The sequence below is a fragment of the Mesorhizobium kowhaii genome (assembly GCF_003253745.1).
Classification (GTDB): domain Bacteria; phylum Pseudomonadota; class Alphaproteobacteria; order Rhizobiales; family Rhizobiaceae; genus Mesorhizobium; species Mesorhizobium kowhaii.
Genome location: NZ_MZXV01000009.1, coordinates 1 through 20,401 on the forward strand (window position 1 = coordinate 1; position 20,401 = coordinate 20,401).

Below are 20,401 nucleotides of genomic sequence, written 5' to 3' on the forward strand. Positions count from 1 at the left end.
GAGCGACAGGCTCGACCGGAGCGACCGGCCAGACTGGTGCGACCGGCCAGACTGGTGCGACTGGCGAGACTGGTGCGACCGGCCAGACCGGAGCGACAGGCTCGACCGGAGCGACCGGCCAGACCGGTGCGACCGGCGAGACTGGTGCGACCGGCCAGACCGGAGCGACAGGCTCGACCGGAGCGACCGGCCAGACTGGTGCGACCGGCCAGACTGGTGCGACTGGCGAGACTGGTGCGACCGGCCAGACCGGAGCGACAGGCTCGACCGGAGCGACCGGCCAGACCGGAGCAACAGGCTCGACTGGTGCGACTGGTGAAACCGGTGCGACTGGCTCGACCGGAGCGACAGGCTCGACCGGAGCAACCGGCCAGACTGGTGCGACCGGCCAGACCGGAGCGACAGGCTCGACCGGAGCGACCGGCCAGACCGGAGCAACCGGCTCGACTGGTGCGACTGGTGAAACCGGTGCGACCGGCCAGACTGGTGCGACCGGCCAGACCGGAGCGACCGGCCAGACCGGAGCAACTGGCCAGACTGGTGCGACTGGCGAGACTGGTGCGACCGGCCAGACCGGAGCAACCGGCCAGACCGGAGCAACTGGCCAGACCGGAGCAACCGGCCAGACTGGTGCGACCGGCGAGACTGGTGCGACCGGCCAGACCGGAGCGACAGGCTCGACCGGAGCGACCGGCCAGACTGGTGCGACTGGCGAGACTGGTGCGACCGGCCAGACCGGAGCGACCGGCGATACCGGTGCCACTGGAGCGACTGGCTCGACCGGAGCAACCGGTGATACGGGCGCCACAGGAGCAACCGGCGATACGGGAGCAACCGGCGATACGGGCGCCACTGGCTCGACTGGCTCGACCGGAGCAACCGGCTCGACTGGTGCAACCGGCTCGGCTGGCTCGACAGGTGCGACCGGAGCGACCGGCCCCGGCGGTGGGACCGGTGACGGCGACCATGGCAATAACGGCTTTGGCAATGGAGATCAGGATGCACCTGGTGGTTCCGGGAACCATAACAATGGCGAAAACGGCCCTGGTCACAAAGCCACCGTCACATCAGCCTCGCTCGGCCTCAAGGACACTGCGAAATTCTTGCAGTCGGGCTCGGACAGTGATCACGGCAGCCATGCCTCGTTCCAGCAACTCGTCGGCCTGGCTGGAGGCTCGGTGACGACCGATCTCTTGAACGTTCTCAACACGATCAAGGGCTTTGGTCCAAACCAGAACAAGACATCCGGTGCAACGTCTGACTTGACTTCGGACAAGGGCAAGCAAGGTGCCGGATTCGCCAACACCGACGACACGCTGAAGAAGGCAATGAAGGATATTCTGAAGCCGAATGACTGAGTGCAGGTTGAATAAAGAACGCGCGGACCTTGCGGGAACGCAGGGCCCGCGCGTTCACCATTTTCAGGCGGGCAAAGGGCTCGTGCGGCCGGCCTGTTCGGAATATACTGGGTTTTGCCGGAAGTCCCGGCTGGGACGGCTTGCCCGGGGCATCCTTGAACCCTCGCTTGTGGGTCGGAGGGCAAGTGCATGGTAAGCATACCTCTGAATGCCGAAGCCCGGCCAATCCCGATCCGCGCAGACGTGGACGCGACTGGCAAGGTTGGCAGCGAGAGCCAGGCGCGGAGCATTCCCGGCGGACCCGCCGAGTTCGACCGGATTGGGCCGCGCCTCAAGGCGATGCTACGGGTCGCGCGCTATCATGGCGTCGACCTTGACCCGAACGAATTCAGGGTGGCGAGCGCAAGCCCGGTTCCAAACGCGACTGATCTCTCGCAATGGGCCCAGAACGGCGGCATGTGGTCGCGCGCGCTTCGCATCCGCTGGTCGCATCTCCTGCGCTTCGAGCACACGGGGCCGGTTGTCCTGCTGTTCAATGACGGTGGCGCAGGTCTCCTCACCGGGGCCAGCCCAGAGAGGAATGTCGTCTTCCTCAAAAGCGCGGACGCGCCCGACGACGCCGAAGCCATCGCCATCGACGAGTTGCGGCTGTCGCAGGTATGGGCGGGTGAGGCGGTGCTGTTGCGTCCGGCGCGATCCTACATCGCGGCCGATGCGCCTTTCACCCTCCGCTGGTTGATCGACTTGGTACGGCTCGAAAGCCGTTCCATGCGCGACATCGGCATCGCCTCGTTCACCCTCAGCATCCTTACCGTTCTGCCGCCTCTCATCGTCATGACGCTGGTCAACAAGGTGCTGCAGTTCAACAGCATTTCGACCCTCGTGCTCCTGTCAGCCATAATTGCCGTCATGTTCGTCTACGAGACGCTCCTCGGTCACGCCCGACGGCTGATCATCAACGTCGTCGGCGCCCGGCTGGACACCAAACTGAACTTGCATGTCTTCAGCAGGCTCCTGCGTCTGCCACTTGACTATTTCGAGCGTCATCCGGCCGGCGAGACGATGTACCACCTCGCGCAGATCTATCGCATCCGCGAGTTCCTGACCGGAAAACTCCTCAGCACGTTCCTGGATCTGATCACGCTCTGCGTGCTGATCCCGGTAATGTTCTACATCAACACCACGCTCGGCTGGATGGTGCTTGCCTGCGCGGGCGTGATCATGCTGATCATCTTCGCCTTTCTCGCGCCGCTGCGCCGCCGCTACCAGCAGGTGGTCGACGCGGAGACCTGGAAGGCGGCCGCGCTCGGCGAAACCGTCGTCGGCATCAAGACGGTGAAGGCGCTCGGTCTGGAACCGCAACGCAAGGCGCTTTGGGACGAGCGGGTGGCGGATGCGGGCAGGGCGCGCCTTGCCTTCGGGCAGCTCGCCAACTGGCCGCAGACGCTTGTCACGCCAATCGAGCGTGTGATGGTCCTCGGCACCATGCTGATCGGAACTTATCTCGCGATGAGCGACAAGTCTGGCTACATGGTCGGCAGCCTGTTCGCATTCATGATGATCGCCCAACGTGTCGCGCAGCCTCTCGTCGGCCTTGCTCGACTGGTCGAGGACTTCGAGGAGGTAGGGGCGGCAATCGGCGAGGCAGGATCCGTCCTCAACCGACCCCTGGAGAGCAGTTCGAATTCCACAGGCCTGAGGCCGAAGCTCGTCGGCGAGATCAGTTTCCGTGATCTGACCTTCACCTACATCGGCACCAAGACGCCTGCGCTTGACCGGGTCAGCTTTGACATTCCGGCAGGGACGATGTTCGGTATCGTGGGACGCAGCGGTTCAGGAAAATCGACGATTGCGCGGCTGCTGCAGGGGATCAATCGCGATTACAGCGGCTTTCTCAAGCTGGATGGCGTCGACCTCAAGGAAATCAACCTGCGTCACCTCCGCCAGGGGCTCGGCGTGGTCCTCCAGGACAATTTCCTTTTCCGCGGGTCGATTCGTGACAACATCATCGCCGGGCGCCCCGGCTTGACCCTTTCCGACGCCATGCGAGCCGCGCACCTTGCCGGCGCCGAAGAATTCATCGAACGCATGCCGAACGGTTATGACACCTATATTGAGGAAGGTTCGCCCAACCTGTCGGGTGGTCAAAAGCAGCGGCTCGCGATCGCGCGCGCGCTCATCCACGATCCGACCGTCATGATCCTCGACGAGGCGACCAGCGCGCTTGACCCGGAGAGCGAGGCTGTGGTCAGCGCCAATCTCATGCGCATCGCCAGGGGCCGCACGATGATTATTGTTTCGCACCGGCTTTCCTCGCTGACCGAGTGCGACCAGATCCTGGTCATGGATCAGGGCAAGGTCCTCGATGTCGCGCCGCATGCGACCCTGCTTGAACGATGCGCGCTCTACCGCCAGCTTTGGATGCAGCAGAACCGGCATCTTGACAGCCGCCACGGTCGTCTGGCCGCTGTGCCGCCGCGACTTGTTTGAGCATCGGCATCGGGGCGCCCTCATGAGCAGCATCAGCATCACCCATTCCAGCCTTCCCGCCCGCCGGCGCCGGACAGAACCGAGCGATCCGACGATGCCCGCCATCCTGGAATTCCAGTGGCCGTCGACGGCCATCGCCAATGCGCCCGTTCCGCGAATGGCGCGCGGCATGGTCTGGATCATCTCGAGCATGGTCGTCGCCTTGATAACACTCGCAGGGCTCATACCGGTCGATCAGGTCGTCACCACCAGAGGGCTCGTGGTCTCGCAATCGCCAAATATCGTGGTGCAGCCGCTGGAGACAGCGATCGTCCGCTCGATCGAGGTGCGCGAAGGACAGCGCGTGCGAGCCGGTCAAACGCTTGCTCGCCTCGATGCGACCTTCGCCTCGGCTGACCTTACTGCGCTGGCGACACAGGTTTCGACGCTTGAAGCCGAAGTGGCGCGGTTGAAAGCCGAGGCCGACGGCAAGCCCTTCAACTATGACGGCCTGAACCCGAGCTGGACCCTGCAGGCGTCGATCTTCGATCGACGCAAAGCCGTCTACGACGCCAAGCTGGCGAGTTTTGACCGGCAGAGCGATGAACTCAGTTCAGTGATCTCGCGTTCCCAGTCCGATGCTGACGGCTACCGCCAGCGGCTGGCCGTCGCGGCCTCGATCGAACAGATGCGCAAGCAACTGGAAGCAAGACAGGTGGGGAGCCGCCTCAATACGCTTCTCGCCCAGGACAACTGGGCGGAAATGTCCCGGGCGCTCGGCAACGCCGAGCAGACATCGGAAGCCGCCAAGCGACAGCAGGCGACGGTGGCCGCCGACCGTGACGGCTACATCCAGAGTTGGCGCGCGGAAGTCTCGCAGGGCCTGTCTGAGGCGGGCTCGCGTATGTCCGACGCCCGTGAGCTTCTCAACAAGGCAAAGCTGCGCAAACAGCTGGTCGAGCTGAAGAGCGAGGCAGACGCCATCGTGCAGTCGGTGGCGAAGGTATCCGTCGGCTCGATCCTGCAGTCCGGCGACCGATTGATCACACTGGTGCCGGACGACGCGGTGCTTGAGATCGAGACGAACATTGTCGGTCGTAGCAGTGGGTTCGTCCATGTCGGCGATCCCGTGGCCATCAAGTTCGACACCTTTCCATATTCGCAATATGGCGTCGCTCATGGCACTGTGCGCGCGGTCAGCCCGGATTCCTTCTCGGCTCGGGAACAAGCGCGCGACCCGAATAGCTCGTTGGCCATGCTGCCCCCGGACGCTGACCTGTTCTATCGCACGCAGATTTCCATCGATGAGGTCGCCCTCCATGGCGTGCCCGCCAGTTTCACGATCAGCCCTGGCATGCCGGTGACCGCTGACGTCAAGGTCGGCCGCCGCACCGTGCTCAAGTACATTCTCGGCGCCATGCTCCCCGTAGGCCAGGAAGCGATGAGGGAGCCGTAGGCTTGGGCACCCGTACGCGACAAACGGAGGTATGAGTTCTCGCATCGATGGCAATCCTTGACCGGCTGACTGCCCTTGCCCCTCCAGCGCTGGTATTGCGCCGGGCGATCCAGCTTTCTGACAGCGGCAAGCCTTCAGAAGCCTTTCCGCTCATGGCAATTGCGGCACGCGCCGGGATCGCCGAGGCCGAATACCGGGTCGCTCGTTGCTATCTCGAGGGTTTGGGCGTGCCGCCAAGCCGGTCGGAAGGCGCGCGTTGGCTACGGCGAGCGGCCGATCACGGCAGCGCCGATGCCCAGTCGCTTCTCGCCGCGCTTTACGTGGCTGGACTGGCGGTGCAGGAGCCCGACGGCAATCGCATCGGATCGGAAAGCTTGTTCGAACGGGATTCCTCGCGGGAGCCGGAATTCGCGGCAGCGCTCGGTCTCGCGAAAAAAGCAGCCGAAGCTGGCTCCGCGACCGGGCAGGCAATCCTCGCCTATATCCTTAGCAGAGGCCCCGAAACGATGCGCGACCTGGATGCGGCGCATGGCTGGTATGAGAAGTCCGCGGCAGCCGGCTGTCCTGAGGGATGCCTGGGCCTTGCTCTTTCCCTCGCCCGGCGCAGGCAACCTGCGCAGACGGTCAAGGTTGCCGCCGAGGTTCGGCGCGCTGCCGACGCCGGCCTGCCGACCGCAATCTACCTTCTTGGGGTCCTGACCGAGCATGGGCGCGGCGTGCCGGTCGATCGAGCGGCAGCCGCGCGACTGTATCAGCTTGCCGCGGAGAAAGGCCTTCCCTCAGCCCAGTTCCGGTTGGGATTGGGGCTCATCGATGGTGGCCTTGCAGATCAGGATATCGCAGCCGGCGAGGCGTGGATGCGGCGCGCCGCATTGGCAGGAAATATCGAGGCGGCCTATCGGCTCGGCGATCGGCATGTGAAGGGTTCGCAGCCGGACTATGCCGAGGCCGCAACGTGGTATCGACGGGCGGCCGAGGCAGGCCATCAGGCCGCCGCCCGTGCCTTGGCATCGCTCTATCTCTCGGGAAACGGTGTCGCCCAGGACGTCGAAGAGGGAGCGCGCTGGCTGCGCACGTCCGCAAATGCGGGAAATCAGGAAGCGCAGGTCGACTTTGCCAATCTGGTCCTCGAAGGAGCAGGCGAGCCTGACGACCGCGCCAGCATTGCCGGATGGTTCGAGGCGACCGCCTCATCAGGCGATCTGATTGCAGCGTTCAACCTCGGACTCTGCTTTGCCCAGGGCGTCGGCGTGCGAAAGGACGAGGAGCAGGCGGCGCAATGGGTGAGGCGCGCGGCCGAAGGCGTGGCCGAGGCGCAATATGCGTACGCGCGAATGCTTCAGGATGGGCGCGGCGTGGCTGCCGACCCGAAACAGGCCCGTGTCTGGTTTGAGCGGGCGGCCAACGCTGGCATGGTCGACGCGCAAGTGGCGCTTGCCGAAATGCTCCTCAACGGGCGCGGCGGCGCATGCTTGCCCGTGGCTGCGGCGCAGTTGTTCAAGCGGGCAGCCGCGGCCGGTCACGCCGGGGCTATGTTTGCGATTGGCGCGCTGTTCGGGAGCGGCCAGGGTCTATCACTCGACCCGGCGGCAGCGCAGAAATGGTTCGCCGCCGCCGCCGAGCGGGGACATGGCCATGCCCAACTCATGCTCGGGCGCTATCTCTCCAATGGTCTTGCCGGGGAGCGCAATCCGGTAGCCGGTCGCCTTTGGCTCGAGCGAGCGGCTGCACAAGGTATTCAGGAAGCCGTCGACGAACTCTCCGAGTTCGCCTCGGGTTGAGGCCGGCCCTGTTGCTGGTATGCGACCGCGATGAGGTGCTACGGCTGGCCATGGGGCGAGACTGTACGGACAACGCGGGAATGTTGAAGATCTCGGCACACCTCGTTTGCAGTCTTCGAGGACTTTCCAGACCGGCGGCCGTCATGCTCTGATTTCGCCGATCGGTTTGCAGCTTTTGTCTTCGCGCATGCCGTTGTCCCATACCTGCAGCAGGCTTGGGGGCGACATGCACTGGAGTCAGCAGCCGGTTTTGGACCCGCCGTTTGATGCAGCGATCTGTTCGTGGTGCCTGATCACTTCGCGGACGACGAAATTGAGGAATTTTTCCGCGAAATCCGGGTCGAGGTGCGCATCCTTCGCCAGCTGGCGAAGGCGCGCGATCTGCTGCTGCTCGCGCGCCGGATCGGCCGGCGGCAGGCCATGCTCAGCCTTCAGCATGCCGACCGCCTTGGTGCAGCGGAAGCGCTCGGCCAGCAAATGGATGAGGGCTGCGTCGATGTTGTCGATCGAGGCGCGGTAGTCGGACAGAACGTTCATTGCGCCCTCACTTCTTCTTGCCAGGCAGGCGGGGCCTCGGTGCGGTTTTGTGTCTGATGGTGCTGCATCCGAGAGAACAGATCCGCCTCTCCGACGGAACCGTCGTCGAGCAATCCAAGACTGTTTGCCCGCAAGCGGGCCAGGCCCAGCACACCGTCGATGAATGGCGTCGGCACGCCGACAAGCAGTCCGATGTCGTGGAGAACTGTGAGCAATGCATCGATTTCGACGGGTTTGCCGTGTTCGACGTCCTGCAGCATCGACATCTTGAATGCACCGAGCCCTCGGATGCTTCCAATTATCTTCTCGAGGGGAGGGCTGTCCGACACGCCGATCGCAGCACCGATCTGTCCTGCCTCTTCCATCATCGAGACACAAAGCCGGCGAAGCAATGGATCCTCGATGATGCGATCGGAGGTCGCCGTGGTCAGCAAGCTGATAGGGTTCATGCAGAGATTCGCCCAAAGCTTGAGCCAGATTTCGCGCCGGATTTCCGGGCTTTCCCGGCAATCGAAACCGGCCCGACGAAGCCAGTCGGCAAGATCGGCCAACCGAGGCGTCAGCCGGTTGTCGGGCTCACCAACAACAAGCCGGTGCCCGCCTTGGTGGCGAATGACGCCGGGCTCGTCGGCAGAGGCGGCGATGTACACGACGCAGCCGATCACGCCGCTGGTCGGTATCGCCCGCGCCACTGTGCCGTCCGGGTCGATGGCCTTGAGCTGGTGTCCTGCGAGATTGCCCTTGGCGCTGAGGAAGAACCACCAGGGCACACCGTTCATTGCGGTGACGACAGCCGTCTTGGGGCCAAGCAAGGGGCCAATCCGCCGTGCAATGTCCGGCAGCGCAGGCGCCTTCGCCGCGATGATCACATAGTCCTGCACTCCAAGCTCTGACGGATCTTCGCTGACCTGGATGGGCGCCCGCAACATTTCGCCATCGATTATGAGCCGCAGCCCGTCACGCTTCAGAGCCGCGAGCGTCCGACCGCGTGCAACCATGCTCACCGTTGCGCCGCACCGCCCGAGAAGAGCGGCGATCGTACCGCCGATGGCACCGGCGCCGTAGATGCAGAATTTGGGTGAAGCAGGCATGAATGACTCTCGTCTTCGGGGACTGTCAGCGGGTGCGGATGGGTCTGTAGCGAGGTTAGCTCGCCAAGGGCCGAACGTCGTGAGCGCCGGGCGCACGATCGCAGGTACTGGCGCGCACTGGCCCGTTGGCAGCTCGGCCAGCGAACCTGATCATTTGTAAAAGATGTAGTCGGCGGTGTAGTCGACGCGCTGCTCGGTTCCGGCCGTCGGACACGCGCCGGCCGGCCCGACTCCGCCGGAGGTGTTGACCCGTTGCACAAAACGCACCCCGGCAAGTATCCCCGATGCCGGCGGTTCCGCCGACAAGAGAAGCCAGGGAATTGCGCCCGCCTTCGGAGCGGGTTCGCTTGCTAAAACCTTGCCGACGATCTTCGAGCCGTCGACCGCTTCCCAGGTTGGCCCGGCATAGTGCCTGGCAAACGGTCTGCCCTGTGCGTCGGAAAGTTCGGCCTGAGGCGCCTTGAAGTCCCACTCCGTTCCGGCCCCTTTGACGCGGCAGACATAAATCTGAACACCCTTGGCCGGGTACTTGCCCAACAGCGTGCCCCGTTGCGGAAGTGCAAGCTCGGCAGGGATCTGCTGAGCGACCGCTGACAGCGAGGAAAGCACAAGAGCAGCGAAGGTGAATGACAGGCGGGTGAGCATGGAGTTCCCAATCGAAGCTTGCATCGAATGCTCCAATCCGGCCCGCAGGGGCCGGATTGGATGCGGCTGGCCAAGTGGATCACGAGCAGTAATGGCGAAGCCCATGCTGCCCGAGATAGGTACCACTGGCAGGATCATAGGAACGGTAGAGCCGCTCGCAGTAAGCGGGCGTGCCGTCATCGTATGCGAAGGGGCCAAATCCAAAAAAGGCGTTTGCGTCGTGGCGTCCATGGAAATCATGGTGCCCATCGCCGAAGCCATGACTGCCGCCGAAGCTGCGGCTGCCACCGGAGCCGCTTCCGTGGTTCATGATGGATGGCGTACCGCCGCCGCCCGTGCCGCTGCCACCATGGCCGCCGCCCATACCGCCGCCGCCATGACCGCCCATCTCGCCGCCGCGAGCCATCGACGCCGTCGCCGAGCCGATCGCCAGCACGGCGCCCAACGCGACCGTTGCAAGGATTGCTGCTGAGTTCTTCATAACATACTCCTTCAAAGTTAAGGCATCCGGCCGGTCTCTCCGGCCACGAGCGCGGCTCTTTGTCGGACGGATAGTGATGTCCCTGTCGTGCTGGATCAGATGCTTGCGGAGGAAGTTAGATCGAAGGAGGCTCGACGTCGTGAGCCGGCAACGCACTTTCACCGGTCCGAACGCGCACTTGCTCCGACTTCAGCGCTACGAGCTTGCGCTGATCATGCTGGCGGCCCGTTCCGCGATCACCAGGGTCGGCGCCAGCGTATGGCCGGTCGTAATGTCCCGCATCACCGCGCATGTGCCGGCCGGGTGGTTATAGCTGTCCACGGTGCGCTTGATGAAACCCCGCAGTTCGGCCTTGCCTGAGGGAGCGACTTGAAGCTCACCATCATGCTCATGTGTCACGCTCCTGGTCAGGGTCATTTCGGATCTGGCTGCGCCCCGAGGTAGAACGGTGCCTTCCGCTCAAGGAGCAGTGGCAAGGGCCCTGTTCTCGGCCTTCAACCGAATGATCAGGACCATCGCGTTCAGGACGGAGAAGCCGATCGCATAGGCAGGCAGGCCGAAGGCGAGCGGCAGCGCGGCGATCTCGACGGCGACGATGGCGTAGTTCGGGTGATCCAGATAGCGGTAGGGGCCGGTCGCGACGAGCGGAGCGCCGGGCAGGACAATGATGCGCGTCGTCCAACGCGTCTTCAGCGTCGCCAGCACCCACAACCGCGCGATCTGCGCCACGGCAAACACCGCGAACCAGAACGCCGCTACCGGCCGCGCCGGCGCAAGCAGCCACAGGCCCATCAGCCACGTTGCGTGCAGCGCGACCATGAAAGGATAGTGCTCCGGCGCAACCTCATTCGCGCCCCGAGCCAGAAGCCGTGCCGTGTTACGCTGGGAATGGACGAGTTCGGCGAGACGCTGCAGCGTCACAAAGCCGAGGAGCGCCATGGAGGTCCACATCAGGCCGCCCTTTTCAAGGTGACGCAGCTTGCCGAGAACCCTGGTCCCATGGCGATCATCGCCGATCGTTCCGGCAGGCCGGCGCGAATGGCTCGGTCGAGCACGAAAAGCACGGTGGGCGAGGACATGTTGCCGTACTCGGCGAGAACCTGGCGTTCGTCGTTGAGCGTGCCTTGCCCGAGCGCCAGTGCGCCTTCCAGCGCATCGAGCACCTTGGCGCCGCCGGGATGGCAGATGAAGCGGTCGATGTCGGCCGCGCCCAGACCGTTGCGGGAGAGCATTTCGGCGATGACCGGTCCGATCCGTGAGCGGACGAAATGCGGCAGCGACTGCGCCAGCACGATGCCCAATCCGGGATCGTCGACCGTCCATCCCATGATGTCGAGCGTATCGGGGAAAAGATGCTGGCCCGTCGATTCCACGCTCGCCATGCCGCCTTCGCCGGCCGTGAGGACGCAGGCTGCTGCGCCATCGCCGAACAAGGCCGAAGCGACGAGATTGACATTGGTCGGCTCATCGAGCCGGAAGGCGAGCGAGCAGAGTTCGATCGCCACCAGGAGGACCCTTGCGCCGGGCCGGCCCGCGGCAAGGCGCGACGCGATGGAGAAGCCGGAAACGCCGCCGGCGCAGCCGAGGCCGAAGACGGGGACGCGTTCGATGTCCGGGCGGAAACCCATTTCGCCTGCGACGCGAGCTTCAATGCTGGGGGCGGAGAACCCCGTTGACGATACCGTGACGACGCTGTCGATGTCCCCGGCCGTGAGCCCAGCCTGCCGGATCGCCCGCGTCGCCGCGTCCACGAACAGCCGGCTCGCGCCCTCGACATAGGCCCGCATGCGCTCCGCCCAGCCATGCGGCTCGACGAACCATGACAGCGGCTGCACCATATGCCGCTTGCGGATGCCGGAATTGCTGAAAATGGGGGCGAGACGCCGATACCCCTTTATCCGGTCGGAGAAGAGGGCCTCGGCCAGGGCGGCGGCGTCCGCTTGCCGGATGACATTGTCCGGCACCGCCAGGCCAAGGCCCGAAAGATAGACTGTTGCGTTCAAGGCCTTGGCTCCCGATCATTGTGGACGACGGGAACACGCCACGCCGGTAGCGAGGGCACCGCCGGCGGTTCTCGATCCGCATGCGAAGGAGCCTAGATCGCGCGAGGTTGGACGTCGTGAGCCGCAGGCGCACTTTCACCGGTACCGGCGCGCACTACCTCTTAGCCAGCGCGATCAGGTTTCTTCTGAATGGAAGCCTGGGGCGTGACCGAAGCGATGGCGAAATTTTCGTGCGAAATGCGTGTAGTCGCGAAAGCCGCAGGCGTAGGCGATTTCGCTGAGAGGCTGGCTTGTTCGCAGTGACGCCCGGCGCTGCACCAGGCGCTCGGCGTGATCCAGACGAAGCGCAAATATCAGTTCACTGCAGGTTGAACCGCGCTCCGTGAAGAGCTTCTGAAGATAGCGCAGCGATATCCCCATTTCCGCCGCCACCTCGTTGGGACCGAAATCCGGATCGGCAAAGCCGTCTCTGACGATGCCCTGGATACGCCTGAACAGCGTGTCCGAATGACGTGAACCGGACGACGGCTCGGACGGTGCGAACAGCGCGCCGACGAGATCGTAAACCGCCAGCTGCATGTAGGAATCGGCGGGCGACGAGGCTGATCCTTCGGTTTGCGCGGCATCCCGGATAAGATCGAAGAGCAGACGCCCGGCGGACGTTCCGCCAGGCCGGTAGTGCCCAGCCTGTGGCTCGAATCCAAGATGAGACACCAGTGACTCGCGTGGCAAATCGAGAGTCGTCACGGTGATCCCTGCCTCGTTCCCATTGTTGGTGAAGTATGTCGCGGGCCGGGCCGCATCGACGAATGCGACATCGCCCACGGCAAGTTGCAAGGCTTGGTCGTTGTGGGTTATCGCCGACTGGCCAGCGACCTGAAAGAAAACGAAGTAATGGTCCACGCTGTCGCGGCGAGCATCCTGGTGGGTCCGCTCGATCCGCTCAGCGTTGCAACCTAGGTTCAGCCCCGTGAACCCGCAGACGCTCAAAGGGCGCACCCAACCGGTAAAGGCGTCGGGTTCGGTACCTTCCGGGTTATACCCCCCGCACAGGGCGCGGAGCGTGTCTCTCCACGCCTCGAAATTCAGTTGTGGCGATCCGACAAAATTGTCGCTCTGAAGCATCGTGGCGTCCAATCCAAATGGCTGGTTTTGAAAGACTCGTGTTGAAGCCGCCCAGTGGTCCATCTGGTACCGCCAACGGAATCTTCTAGCGGTTCAATCCCGTGGCGCGACCAGAGGCCGCAGCGTCCAGCCGTCGGCTGGCAGCCAATCTCCGTCCGGTCCTTTGCGGCAGGGCATTCGATCGAGCTGACCGTGAGCCGGCTGGTTTCCATGCCGTCCCTGACTCAGCCAACTTCGCTAGCTGAGCTGCCCGGCGGCTTGCGAGATGAGCTGGGCGATCTCGTGCGGGTGAGAGATCAGCGACAAATGGCTTGCCTTCACCTCGATGGTCTTTGCGTTCATGCGCTTTGCCATGAAGCGCTCGAGATCCGGGTTGATCGTGCGATCCTCGGTCGAGACCGCATACCAGCTTGGCTTCGAGCGCCAGGCCGCTTGCGTTGTCTTTCCGGTGAAAAGCTTGTCCGAGATCGGCCCCTGGACGGCATAGAGGATGCGCGCCTTCTCGTGAGGAATACCGCCGGCGAAATCCCGCAGGAAAGCCTCTTCGCTGAGCTTGCCGTAGCCTGCGGACCAGACAAGGCCGGCGGAGGCGGGCGGCGCCGCAAAAGTCTTGGCGAGCGCCGTGTAGTCTTCGCCCGCATCCGGAGCGCGCGCCGCGACATAGACGAGCGAGGAGACCTTTGGATCCATCCCTGCCTCGGTGACGATCATGCCGGCAAAGGAGTGTCCGACAAGTATTGTCGGTCCATCCTGTAGCGCGATCGCACGGCGCGTTGCCTCGACGCCCGCCTCCAGCGTGGTCAGCGGATGCTGGACGACGGTTGCCTTGAAGCCGGCCTGCTGCAGGATGCCGACCACTTCCGACCAGCACGAGCCATCCGCATAGGCGCCATGGACCAGGACGACATTGCGAGCCTTGGGGGCCGTCTGCGCTCGCGTCTTGTCGGAGCCGGCCAGTAGGCTCGTCGCCACCCCGGCGACAAGTGCGGTGGAGAAAGTACGCCGATTTATCATGATCGTGGATTCCTTGGGAGGTTGGCAGATGGGGATCTAATTCGCGCCGAAACTTCGGCCGAGACGAGCCGCAAGCGCTTTGCGCGGCGCTCACATCCTGCCTTCGCAGCCCACCGAGCCTTCGTTACAGCCGTCACCGCTTCGTGATCGCCTGCCACGGGCTGCGTCCTTCAGGATGCATTTTTTCCCCTGCGTCTTGCGGCGGTTGGGCTGGAGCGGCCCGGCACCCCTTGTTGGGATGTCTAGGACACCGGGCCTAACCGACAGATGCTTGTGAGGACATGCCGCCGGCTGGAAGATTTATGCGCTTCTGCTAATATAAAGTGAAGCATGCGGATGGAGGAACGCGGAGGTCTGGCGATGACCGACAAACCGGTGAGGACCTACGTCGTGAGCGTGTTCGAGAAGCCTCACTGGCGTACCGTTTTGACGACGAAGGACAAGGCGAAGGCTTTTGATCTCGCCAAGGAGATCGGAGACAAGGTGCGGATCGAAGAGATCACACCCAAAGAAGCGAAAACTGAAGATGGCCGGCGCCTGTTGGGCGGGGGGCCTGGTTGGGGTAAAGGCGCCGGCCAGGCGGAACAGGTCCGCCACCCGAAGAACCTAGCAGACGGGCCGCTGGCGCCTATGGTGTTATCGCGGAAGCAGAGCCGAGCACTGGTGCCCCCGCAATTCCTCGACTGAAGAACTTCGGGGGCCTTGGAATCGTGTGCCGATAACGCCTTAACTTTCGATATATTCGTGCTCGAATCCAGCAAACTTCGCCAGGCCCGGTTGATCGAGCACGCGAACATGGCCTTGGCGAAATTCGAGAAACTTGCGCTCGCGCAGTTCCCGCAGCATTCGATTGATATGAATCGGAGTGAGGCCGAGAGCGTCCGCGAGATCGTACTGGGTGAGAGGGCATTCATAGCTGTTGCGGGTGACAGAACCGATTCGTTCCAGACGCGCCCTCAGTTCGAGGAAGAGATGCGCTGTGCGCGCCAAGGCGCTGCGTCGTCCTACATTGGTGAGATGTTGAGCCATAACCGCTCCGTTGTGCACGAGGGTTTCGAGAACAAGGGAGAAGAGATGGGGCGACTGCATGGCAGCAAGGGTAAATGTCTTGGTCGAAGCCACCAACACCGAAAGTTCGGTTTGAGCCACAAACGTTTGAAGAGCACTGCCCGAATACGACTGAGGCAGGACGATATCGCCTCTCAGTGCAAAATCCAGAATTTGTCGCTGCCCGCCCGCGAGTTCATGAGAAATGCACCCCCAGCCCGACTCGACGATGAACATGCGATCGCTGTCCTCGCCCTGATTGACGATGACCGTCTCCGCCAGATAGCGCTTCGGCGTGAATCCCAGTGTCTTGATAAGCGCCGTATCGTCGTCGTTGAGTCCGACATACGATGGACGATTTTCATTTCCGCGCATAAATGGATTTGAAGCGTACGTCATCTACAGCCAACCCCGCCCAATATATCTACCCCAAACTACCTCCCTCGGATAGAATGTACATCAAATTTGATGTGATGAGTATCCGTTCAATTGCAACTATCGATTGGTGTGGCGACGGCACTTTTCGTTGAAAATGTACACAGGTTCCACCGGCTCGCCGACGGCACGATTCGAAATCGGCGCAGGGCGGCACGGCTAGGTTTTATTTCTCTTGAAATTTTCCCGCATGGACTCAACTATTTCGCTGGCTATGAGACAGCTGCGATTGTCCACTTGCTCGGCGGCATTTCGTAACGTCGTCGACGCGTCCTTGAGCAATCCTCTGATCTCTGCTGCTGACAACAGCTCGGATGCTTCGAGTTCCAGCAGAACGGATTCACTCACGTGCAGCGCAGCAAGCGCCACCGCTCTCGGCCTGGTAGCAAGCAGTTTTAGGAGATCACCGCTGGGCCTGGCACGCGCTTTTTTTTTTGCCATAATTGCGTCTCAACCGTTCGGACAAGAGGGTTCATAGGCTCAAAATCACAACGCCTCGACGAGGTAGCCGCAGTTCCAAGATCGGAAGAGGTCGTTCAATGCCTCTCTCTTAGGCATATCCTATGAGCATACTATCCCGGTTTGCGGCCGCGACACAGAGGCAAGGGATACCGAATTCGCCGTAGCTACTACCACCTCGGGGCTACCCGCACTCACGGTGGGCGAGCGAGGCGAATTGCTTTGAACCGTGGGCCCAGAACTTCTGGCACCTGCAGCAGACTCACGGCGGCCGCCAGGACGAAAGCGACCGTTGCCGGCGCGCACGGTCAAGGCCGTGCCCTGGCGGCCATGAGCCGACTTTTGCGGCCCCTCGTCAAACTTTGGTGGAGATGATCAAAGCGTCGCCAACCACGAATTCGGCACGGAACATCGTATCCCAGGATCGGCGCATTAGAGCAATTCCAGGAAAAGTGTGAAACGGTTTTCCCGGGAAAAGCGCGTAGCGCTTTCCCTTAGGGAATTGCGTCAAACAAAGAGATAGAGCGGTTCGCCGTTTCCGTGAAACGGTGAACCGCATTAGCGGCGACCCAGTACCTGCTTCAGACCTGTCTTGCTCACATCCAAAGCCGGAAGCGGGAAAGGTTCGACCTGTCCTCCGGTCTTGTCCAGATACTGCATCAACGCCGTCACAAGGTGGTAGAAGATGCTTGCGGGGACCTCCGTCGCCAGTGACCTTCCTCGCTCGTCAATCCTGTCGACCCACAAACCAAGCGGTGCGGGATCGATATGCCATCTGAACAGGCGGGCGACACGAGCTTCGATCTCAGGCTTCAGATCAGGCCCGCCAATGCCGTCCAGGGCGACGGCTGCCTTGACGGCTTCGCATTGCGGCCAGCTACGGGAAAGCCGGTCGAGAGGCATTCCCTGCCGCGATACGGCAGCGTAAGCCAGACCTGTGGCTCGGTTCAATCCGCTGGCGACCGCCGACGAATAGAGCTTCCTTGCGTAGGCGACCAAGTCTTTTTGCCCGCTCGCCCGCGCGAAGTCGACAAGGAGCGAGGCCCATTCGAAATGATGCCCTGGTTCGGTCCACTGTCCTTTGTCTCCCGGCAACGGCAGCCAATCGACGTCGAAATGTTCCCCAAGCGTCCAGCTTTCCTGGTCGAAGAAATGGCACCGGAAGAGATCGATGACGCGAGCCGCCCGACGCAGATATGCGCGGTCGCCGGTGACACTGTGCCAGGCAAGAAAGGATTCCAGCATGTGCATGTGTGGGTTCGAAGACCGCACCCCGTTCCAGCCGGGGCTCTCGAGGAACCCGCTCAGACTGTCGTCCTCGAGATGGGTGTCGACGAAATGAAATGTCTGTTGTGCAAGCCGCAGGGCATCCTGATGGCCGCAGCGATGAGCATGAGCCAGCGCCAGGAGCACGCAGGAATGGTCGTAGGCGTCCTCGGTCGGGTCAGCCACGCTGCCGTTGGCATTAAGAGTTCGCACCCAGCCGCCACGGTCGGTGCGGCCGTATTTCGCGATGAAGTCGATACCGTGGTCGATGAGTTTGTCGGCCGGTCCAGCCCAGCCGCGTTCCTTGGCCACCGCGAAAGCGTAAATCTGGCGAGCCATCGTCCGCATGCGCTTGGGTTTGCCCAACGGCCTTGCATCGAAGCCGAGAGCCTCGTGGAAGCCGCCGTATACATCGTCGACACCTGCGGTGGACCACAGCGGCAGGGTTTCTTCGAAGAGCCAGTGTTCGACGCGCTTGCGCCATGACCCGCTGATGATGACCCGGTCTTCCGAGGCGGTGAATTTCGTTTCGAGGCGTCCGCTCTTCTCTAGCTGTTCGACGACTTTTTTCACGTTCTGGCTGTGGCCGACGGGGGCGACGAATACCGCGTCCGGCGTCGCCACTATCGCTACATCCTTCATTCCGACGACGGTCAGCAGTCTGCCCTGGCTTCTGAAGTAGGAGTTGCTGCAATCCATGGCGACGATGTCGCCCATGACGACGTTGCCGTCGCAGTCCGTCGGGCTGGCTTCCAGCAGCGATTGCCACGATCCAAGGTCATTCCAGCGGAAGGAAGCCGTGACCATCGCGATGTCGCGCGCATGCTCCATGACCGCGTAGTCGATCGACGTCGAGGGGACAGCCGAGTAGAAGCCCTGTGGCAGGTATAGGCCCGAGACGTCGGCCCGCGCGGTCTTATAGGCCCGTTCCGCAGTGTCCCAGATATCCGGCTGGAAATCGAGAAAAGCCCTCCGCATGGTGTCGGCACGAAACAGGAAGATGCCGGCGTTCCAGTAGAATCTTCCGGAAGACAGGTATTTGCGGGCCGTCTTGGCGTCTGGCTTTTCGACAAAGCGCGAAACTGGGGCTACTGCGTCACCATTTGCCGTGGCCTCGATGTAGCCATATCCGGTTTCGGGATGCGTCGGCTTGATGCCGAATACGATGATACTTCCTGAATCGGCGGCAGGCACGCCCGCCTCGACGGTTTCCCAGAATTGCGTTTCGGTCGATATCTGATGGTCGGAGGGGACCACGAGCACAAGCGCGTCGGCGCCATGTTCGGAGATCGTTTGCAGGGTGGCTATGGCGACCGCGGCGGCGGTATTGCGGCCGACCGGCTCGAAGATCGGTCGGCCGCCGTTCAGGCCGAGCGGAGCTATGTCCGAGATGACGCGGTCGGCATGCCGTTCGGAAGCTATCAGGTAGATCGGCGTATCACCGTCCGGCCGCGCCTTGAGGCGTCGAACAGTCTTCGCAAGCATGGAGCCGTCGCCCGAAAGGTCATGGAATTGCTTGGGATTGTCTTCGCGCGAGAGCGGCCACAGCCGTGAGCCGACGCCCCCGCTCATGACAAAACTTACGATCCGGTCCGGCATGGTCCAATTCCTCTCAGCCAATTCCCCTCAGAATGTCTGGTTGTAGGCTCCGACCTCTGGATTGCGGCGCAGCACGGCATCGAGAGCCTCGAACATCTCGCGACGTCGCTCCGGCGAGACGGGGCTTTCCACCACGACGACAATCTCCGGTTTGTTCGACGAAGCCCTGACCAGACCCCATGTGCCGTCCTGGGCAACGACACGCACCCCATTCACGGTGACGAGATTGGCCAGCGGCTGGCCAGCGAACTCGATCCCGTCCCCCTTCATTTTCGTGAATTCCCCGACAACTTTCGCGACCACGCCGTATTTCACCTCGTCGGGGCAGTGGGGCGACATCGTCGGGGTACCGAAGGTCAGCGGCAGATCGCGGTAAAGGTCTGCGAGTGTCTTGCCCAGGTTGCGGTCGAGCATCTCGCAGACGGCGATCGCGGTGAGGAGCCCGTCGTCGTAGCCGCGTCCGATCGGCGGGTTGAAGAAGAAATGCCCCGACTTCTCGAAACCAGCGATGGCATTGAGTTCGGCAACGCGCCTCTTGATGTAGGAGTGCCCGGTCTTCCAGTAATCCGTCCTTGCACCGTTTTGCACGAGAACGGGATCCGTCATGAAAAGTCCCGTCGACTTGACGTCCACGACGAAGACGGATTTCGGATGCAGTCCGGAGATGTCTCGCGCCAGCATGACGCCGACCTTGTCTGCGAAAATCTCGTTGCCCTCGTTGTCGACCACGCCACAGCGGTCGCCGTCGCCGTCGAAGCCGAGCCCGACATCGGCACCCGTCTCCAGAACCTTGTCCCGGATCGCGTGCAGCATCTGCATGTCTTCGGGATTGGGGTTGTAGCGCGGAAACGTGTGGTCGAGCTCTACGTCCAGCGGGATGACTTCGCAGCCGATTCCTTCCAGCACCTGCGGTGCAAAAGCGCCCGCTGTGCCGTTGCCGCAGGCCGCCACCACCTTCAGCTTTCGGCCGAGGTTCCTTCCGGCAGTCAGGTCTTCGATGTATCTCTCGCGAAATCCGGGCACGAACTCATAGCTTCCCCCGCCTATGAGATCGAAATCGCCGCCCAGCACGAGCGCCTTCAAAGCGGTCATCTCCTCGGGCCCGAATGTCAGAGGCCTTTGCGCTCCCATCTTCACTCCGGTCCAGCCGTTCTCGTTGTGGGAGGCCGTCACCATGGCCACCGAGGGAGCGTCGAGCGCGAACTGGGCGAAATAGGCCGTGGGAGAAAGTGCCAGGCCGATGTCTTTGACGCGCGCGCCGGCCGCCATCAGGCCGGAGACCAGCGCCATCTTGATCGCCATGGAATAGCTGCGGAAATCATGGCCAGTGACGATGTCCGGGCCTACGCCCATTCGGCGGATCAAGGTGCCGAGCCCCATGCCGATCGCCTGCACGCCCTTCAGATTGAGTTCGGGTTCTTTCTCCGAGCCTGGCTGCCCGAACCACCAGCGCGCGTCGTATTCCCGGAAACCAGTGGCTTTGATCAGAGCACTGGTTTCGAAGGCGAATGTGTTTGGCCTGGCTTGGCCGACTATGTTCACGGTCACGGTTTCCGCTCCGCAGTTACAGGGAACAGTCGTAGCACGCTGCCGGAGGCAGGCCCCTTCATGAATTCGAGGAGCCCTAACGCCCTG

The 20,401-nt window shown here is 62.7% G+C and carries 18 protein-coding genes; 5 read left to right on the forward strand and 13 right to left on the reverse strand.

Features of this window, described 5'->3' with window-relative positions:
• From B5V02_RS00910 to B5V02_RS00925, 4 genes are all read left to right on the forward strand, one after another.
• Positions 1-1,358, forward strand: a 1,358-nt coding sequence (locus B5V02_RS00910) for a beta strand repeat-containing protein (protein WP_425374339.1), incomplete at its 5' end; no start/stop codon positions are given.
• 189 nt (positions 1,359-1,547) lie between these two features.
• Positions 1,548-3,848 (forward strand): peptidase domain-containing ABC transporter, encoded by a 2,301-nt coding sequence (locus B5V02_RS00915; protein ID WP_111542396.1) that lies wholly within the window; start codon positions 1,548-1,550, stop codon positions 3,846-3,848.
• Between the two features lie 22 nt (positions 3,849-3,870).
• Positions 3,871-5,283 (forward strand): HlyD family type I secretion periplasmic adaptor subunit, encoded by a 1,413-nt coding sequence (locus tag B5V02_RS00920; RefSeq protein ID WP_111542421.1) that lies wholly within the window; start codon positions 3,871-3,873, stop codon positions 5,281-5,283.
• Positions 5,284-5,330: 47 nt separating this feature from the next.
• Positions 5,331-7,064: an SEL1-like repeat protein gene (locus tag B5V02_RS00925; protein WP_111542397.1), complete on the forward strand. Its 1,734-nt coding sequence runs from the start codon at positions 5,331-5,333 to the stop codon at positions 7,062-7,064.
• A gap of 237 nt (positions 7,065-7,301) precedes the next feature.
• Here B5V02_RS00925 and B5V02_RS00930 read toward each other — a convergent pair whose 3' ends face one another.
• The 9 genes from B5V02_RS00930 to B5V02_RS00970 all read right to left on the reverse strand — a co-directional run bounded on the left by B5V02_RS00930 (position 7,302) and on the right by B5V02_RS00970 (position 13,963).
• Complete coding sequence (locus tag B5V02_RS00930) at positions 7,302-7,601, reverse strand: chorismate mutase (protein ID WP_111542398.1); 300 nt, start codon at positions 7,599-7,601, stop codon at positions 7,302-7,304.
• Positions 7,598-8,692 (reverse strand): 2-dehydropantoate 2-reductase, encoded by a 1,095-nt coding sequence (locus B5V02_RS00935; RefSeq protein WP_111542399.1) that lies wholly within the window; start codon positions 8,690-8,692, stop codon positions 7,598-7,600. The genes B5V02_RS00930 and B5V02_RS00935 overlap by 4 nt, the downstream gene beginning before the upstream one ends.
• 150 nt (positions 8,693-8,842) lie before the next feature.
• Positions 8,843-9,361: a DUF3455 domain-containing protein gene (locus B5V02_RS00940; protein ID WP_111542400.1), complete on the reverse strand. Its 519-nt coding sequence runs from the start codon at positions 9,359-9,361 to the stop codon at positions 8,843-8,845.
• A 55-nt stretch (positions 9,362-9,416) separates the two neighbouring features.
• Entirely contained in the window at positions 9,417-9,818 is a 402-nt protein-coding gene (locus B5V02_RS00945; protein WP_111542401.1) for a BA14K family protein, read from the reverse strand.
• 195 nt (positions 9,819-10,013) lie between these two features.
• Positions 10,014-10,235 carry a hypothetical protein gene (locus tag B5V02_RS00950; RefSeq protein WP_111542402.1) on the reverse strand — a complete coding sequence of 74 codons (222 nt, stop codon included), beginning with the start codon at positions 10,233-10,235 and terminating at the stop codon, positions 10,014-10,016.
• 42 nt (positions 10,236-10,277) lie between these two features.
• A complete protein-coding gene (locus tag B5V02_RS00955) occupies positions 10,278-10,772 on the reverse strand; it encodes an isoprenylcysteine carboxyl methyltransferase family protein (RefSeq protein WP_111542422.1) in 495 nt (164 codons plus the stop codon).
• The gene (locus B5V02_RS00960) at positions 10,769-11,821 is read right to left on the reverse strand and encodes a type III polyketide synthase (protein ID WP_111542403.1); all 1,053 of its coding nucleotides are present in this window, start codon (positions 11,819-11,821) and stop codon (positions 10,769-10,771) included. Before B5V02_RS00960 ends, B5V02_RS00955 begins: the two co-directional genes overlap by 4 nt.
• 174 nt (positions 11,822-11,995) lie before the next feature.
• Positions 11,996-12,946 (reverse strand): helix-turn-helix domain-containing protein, encoded by a 951-nt coding sequence (locus B5V02_RS00965; RefSeq protein WP_167458319.1) that lies wholly within the window; start codon positions 12,944-12,946, stop codon positions 11,996-11,998.
• Between the two features lie 237 nt (positions 12,947-13,183).
• The gene (locus tag B5V02_RS00970) at positions 13,184-13,963 is read right to left on the reverse strand and encodes an alpha/beta fold hydrolase (RefSeq protein WP_111542405.1); all 780 of its coding nucleotides are present in this window, start codon (positions 13,961-13,963) and stop codon (positions 13,184-13,186) included.
• Between the two features lie 357 nt (positions 13,964-14,320).
• Here B5V02_RS00970 and B5V02_RS00975 point away from each other — a divergent pair, with 357 nt between their 5' ends.
• Entirely contained in the window at positions 14,321-14,647 is a 327-nt protein-coding gene (locus B5V02_RS00975; RefSeq protein WP_146605995.1) for a hypothetical protein, read from the forward strand.
• A gap of 39 nt (positions 14,648-14,686) precedes the next feature.
• Here B5V02_RS00975 and B5V02_RS00980 read toward each other — a convergent pair whose 3' ends face one another.
• The 4 genes from B5V02_RS00980 to B5V02_RS00995 all read right to left on the reverse strand — a co-directional run bounded on the left by B5V02_RS00980 (position 14,687) and on the right by B5V02_RS00995 (position 20,314).
• Complete coding sequence (locus B5V02_RS00980) at positions 14,687-15,406, reverse strand: Crp/Fnr family transcriptional regulator (protein WP_111542407.1); 720 nt, start codon at positions 15,404-15,406, stop codon at positions 14,687-14,689.
• Positions 15,407-15,601: 195 nt separating this feature from the next.
• Positions 15,602-15,883, reverse strand: a complete 282-nt coding sequence (locus tag B5V02_RS00985) for a hypothetical protein (RefSeq protein WP_111542408.1) — start codon at positions 15,881-15,883, stop codon at positions 15,602-15,604.
• A gap of 576 nt (positions 15,884-16,459) precedes the next feature.
• Positions 16,460-18,766, reverse strand: a complete 2,307-nt coding sequence (locus tag B5V02_RS00990) for a mannose-1-phosphate guanylyltransferase/mannose-6-phosphate isomerase (protein WP_111542409.1) — start codon at positions 18,764-18,766, stop codon at positions 16,460-16,462.
• A gap of 27 nt (positions 18,767-18,793) precedes the next feature.
• Positions 18,794-20,314, reverse strand: coding sequence for a phosphomannomutase/phosphoglucomutase (locus tag B5V02_RS00995; protein WP_111542410.1), 1,521 nt, complete (start codon positions 20,312-20,314; stop codon positions 18,794-18,796).
• Positions 20,315-20,401 lie beyond the last annotated feature (87 nt).

Coding starts and splice junctions, on each gene's coding strand:
- B5V02_RS00915 (WP_111542396.1), top strand. CDS start 1,548: ATGGTAAGCATACCTCTGAATGCCGAAGCCCGGCCAATCCCGATCCGC.
- B5V02_RS00920 (WP_111542421.1), top strand. CDS start 3,871: ATGAGCAGCATCAGCATCACCCATTCCAGCCTTCCCGCCCGCCGGCGC.
- B5V02_RS00925 (WP_111542397.1), top strand. CDS start 5,331: ATGGCAATCCTTGACCGGCTGACTGCCCTTGCCCCTCCAGCGCTGGTA.
- B5V02_RS00930 (WP_111542398.1), bottom strand. CDS start 7,601: ATGAACGTTCTGTCCGACTACCGCGCCTCGATCGACAACATCGACGCA.
- B5V02_RS00935 (WP_111542399.1), bottom strand. CDS start 8,692: ATGCCTGCTTCACCCAAATTCTGCATCTACGGCGCCGGTGCCATCGGC.
- B5V02_RS00940 (WP_111542400.1), bottom strand. CDS start 9,361: ATGCAAGCTTCGATTGGGAACTCCATGCTCACCCGCCTGTCATTCACC.
- B5V02_RS00945 (WP_111542401.1), bottom strand. CDS start 9,818: ATGAAGAACTCAGCAGCAATCCTTGCAACGGTCGCGTTGGGCGCCGTG.
- B5V02_RS00950 (WP_111542402.1), bottom strand. CDS start 10,235: ATGACCCTGACCAGGAGCGTGACACATGAGCATGATGGTGAGCTTCAA.
- B5V02_RS00965 (WP_167458319.1), bottom strand. CDS start 12,946: ATGCTTCAGAGCGACAATTTTGTCGGATCGCCACAACTGAATTTCGAG.
- B5V02_RS00975 (WP_146605995.1), top strand. CDS start 14,321: ATGACCGACAAACCGGTGAGGACCTACGTCGTGAGCGTGTTCGAGAAG.
- B5V02_RS00980 (WP_111542407.1), bottom strand. CDS start 15,406: ATGACGTACGCTTCAAATCCATTTATGCGCGGAAATGAAAATCGTCCA.
- B5V02_RS00985 (WP_111542408.1), bottom strand. CDS start 15,883: ATGGCAAAAAAAAAAGCGCGTGCCAGGCCCAGCGGTGATCTCCTAAAA.
- B5V02_RS00990 (WP_111542409.1), bottom strand. CDS start 18,766: ATGCCGGACCGGATCGTAAGTTTTGTCATGAGCGGGGGCGTCGGCTCA.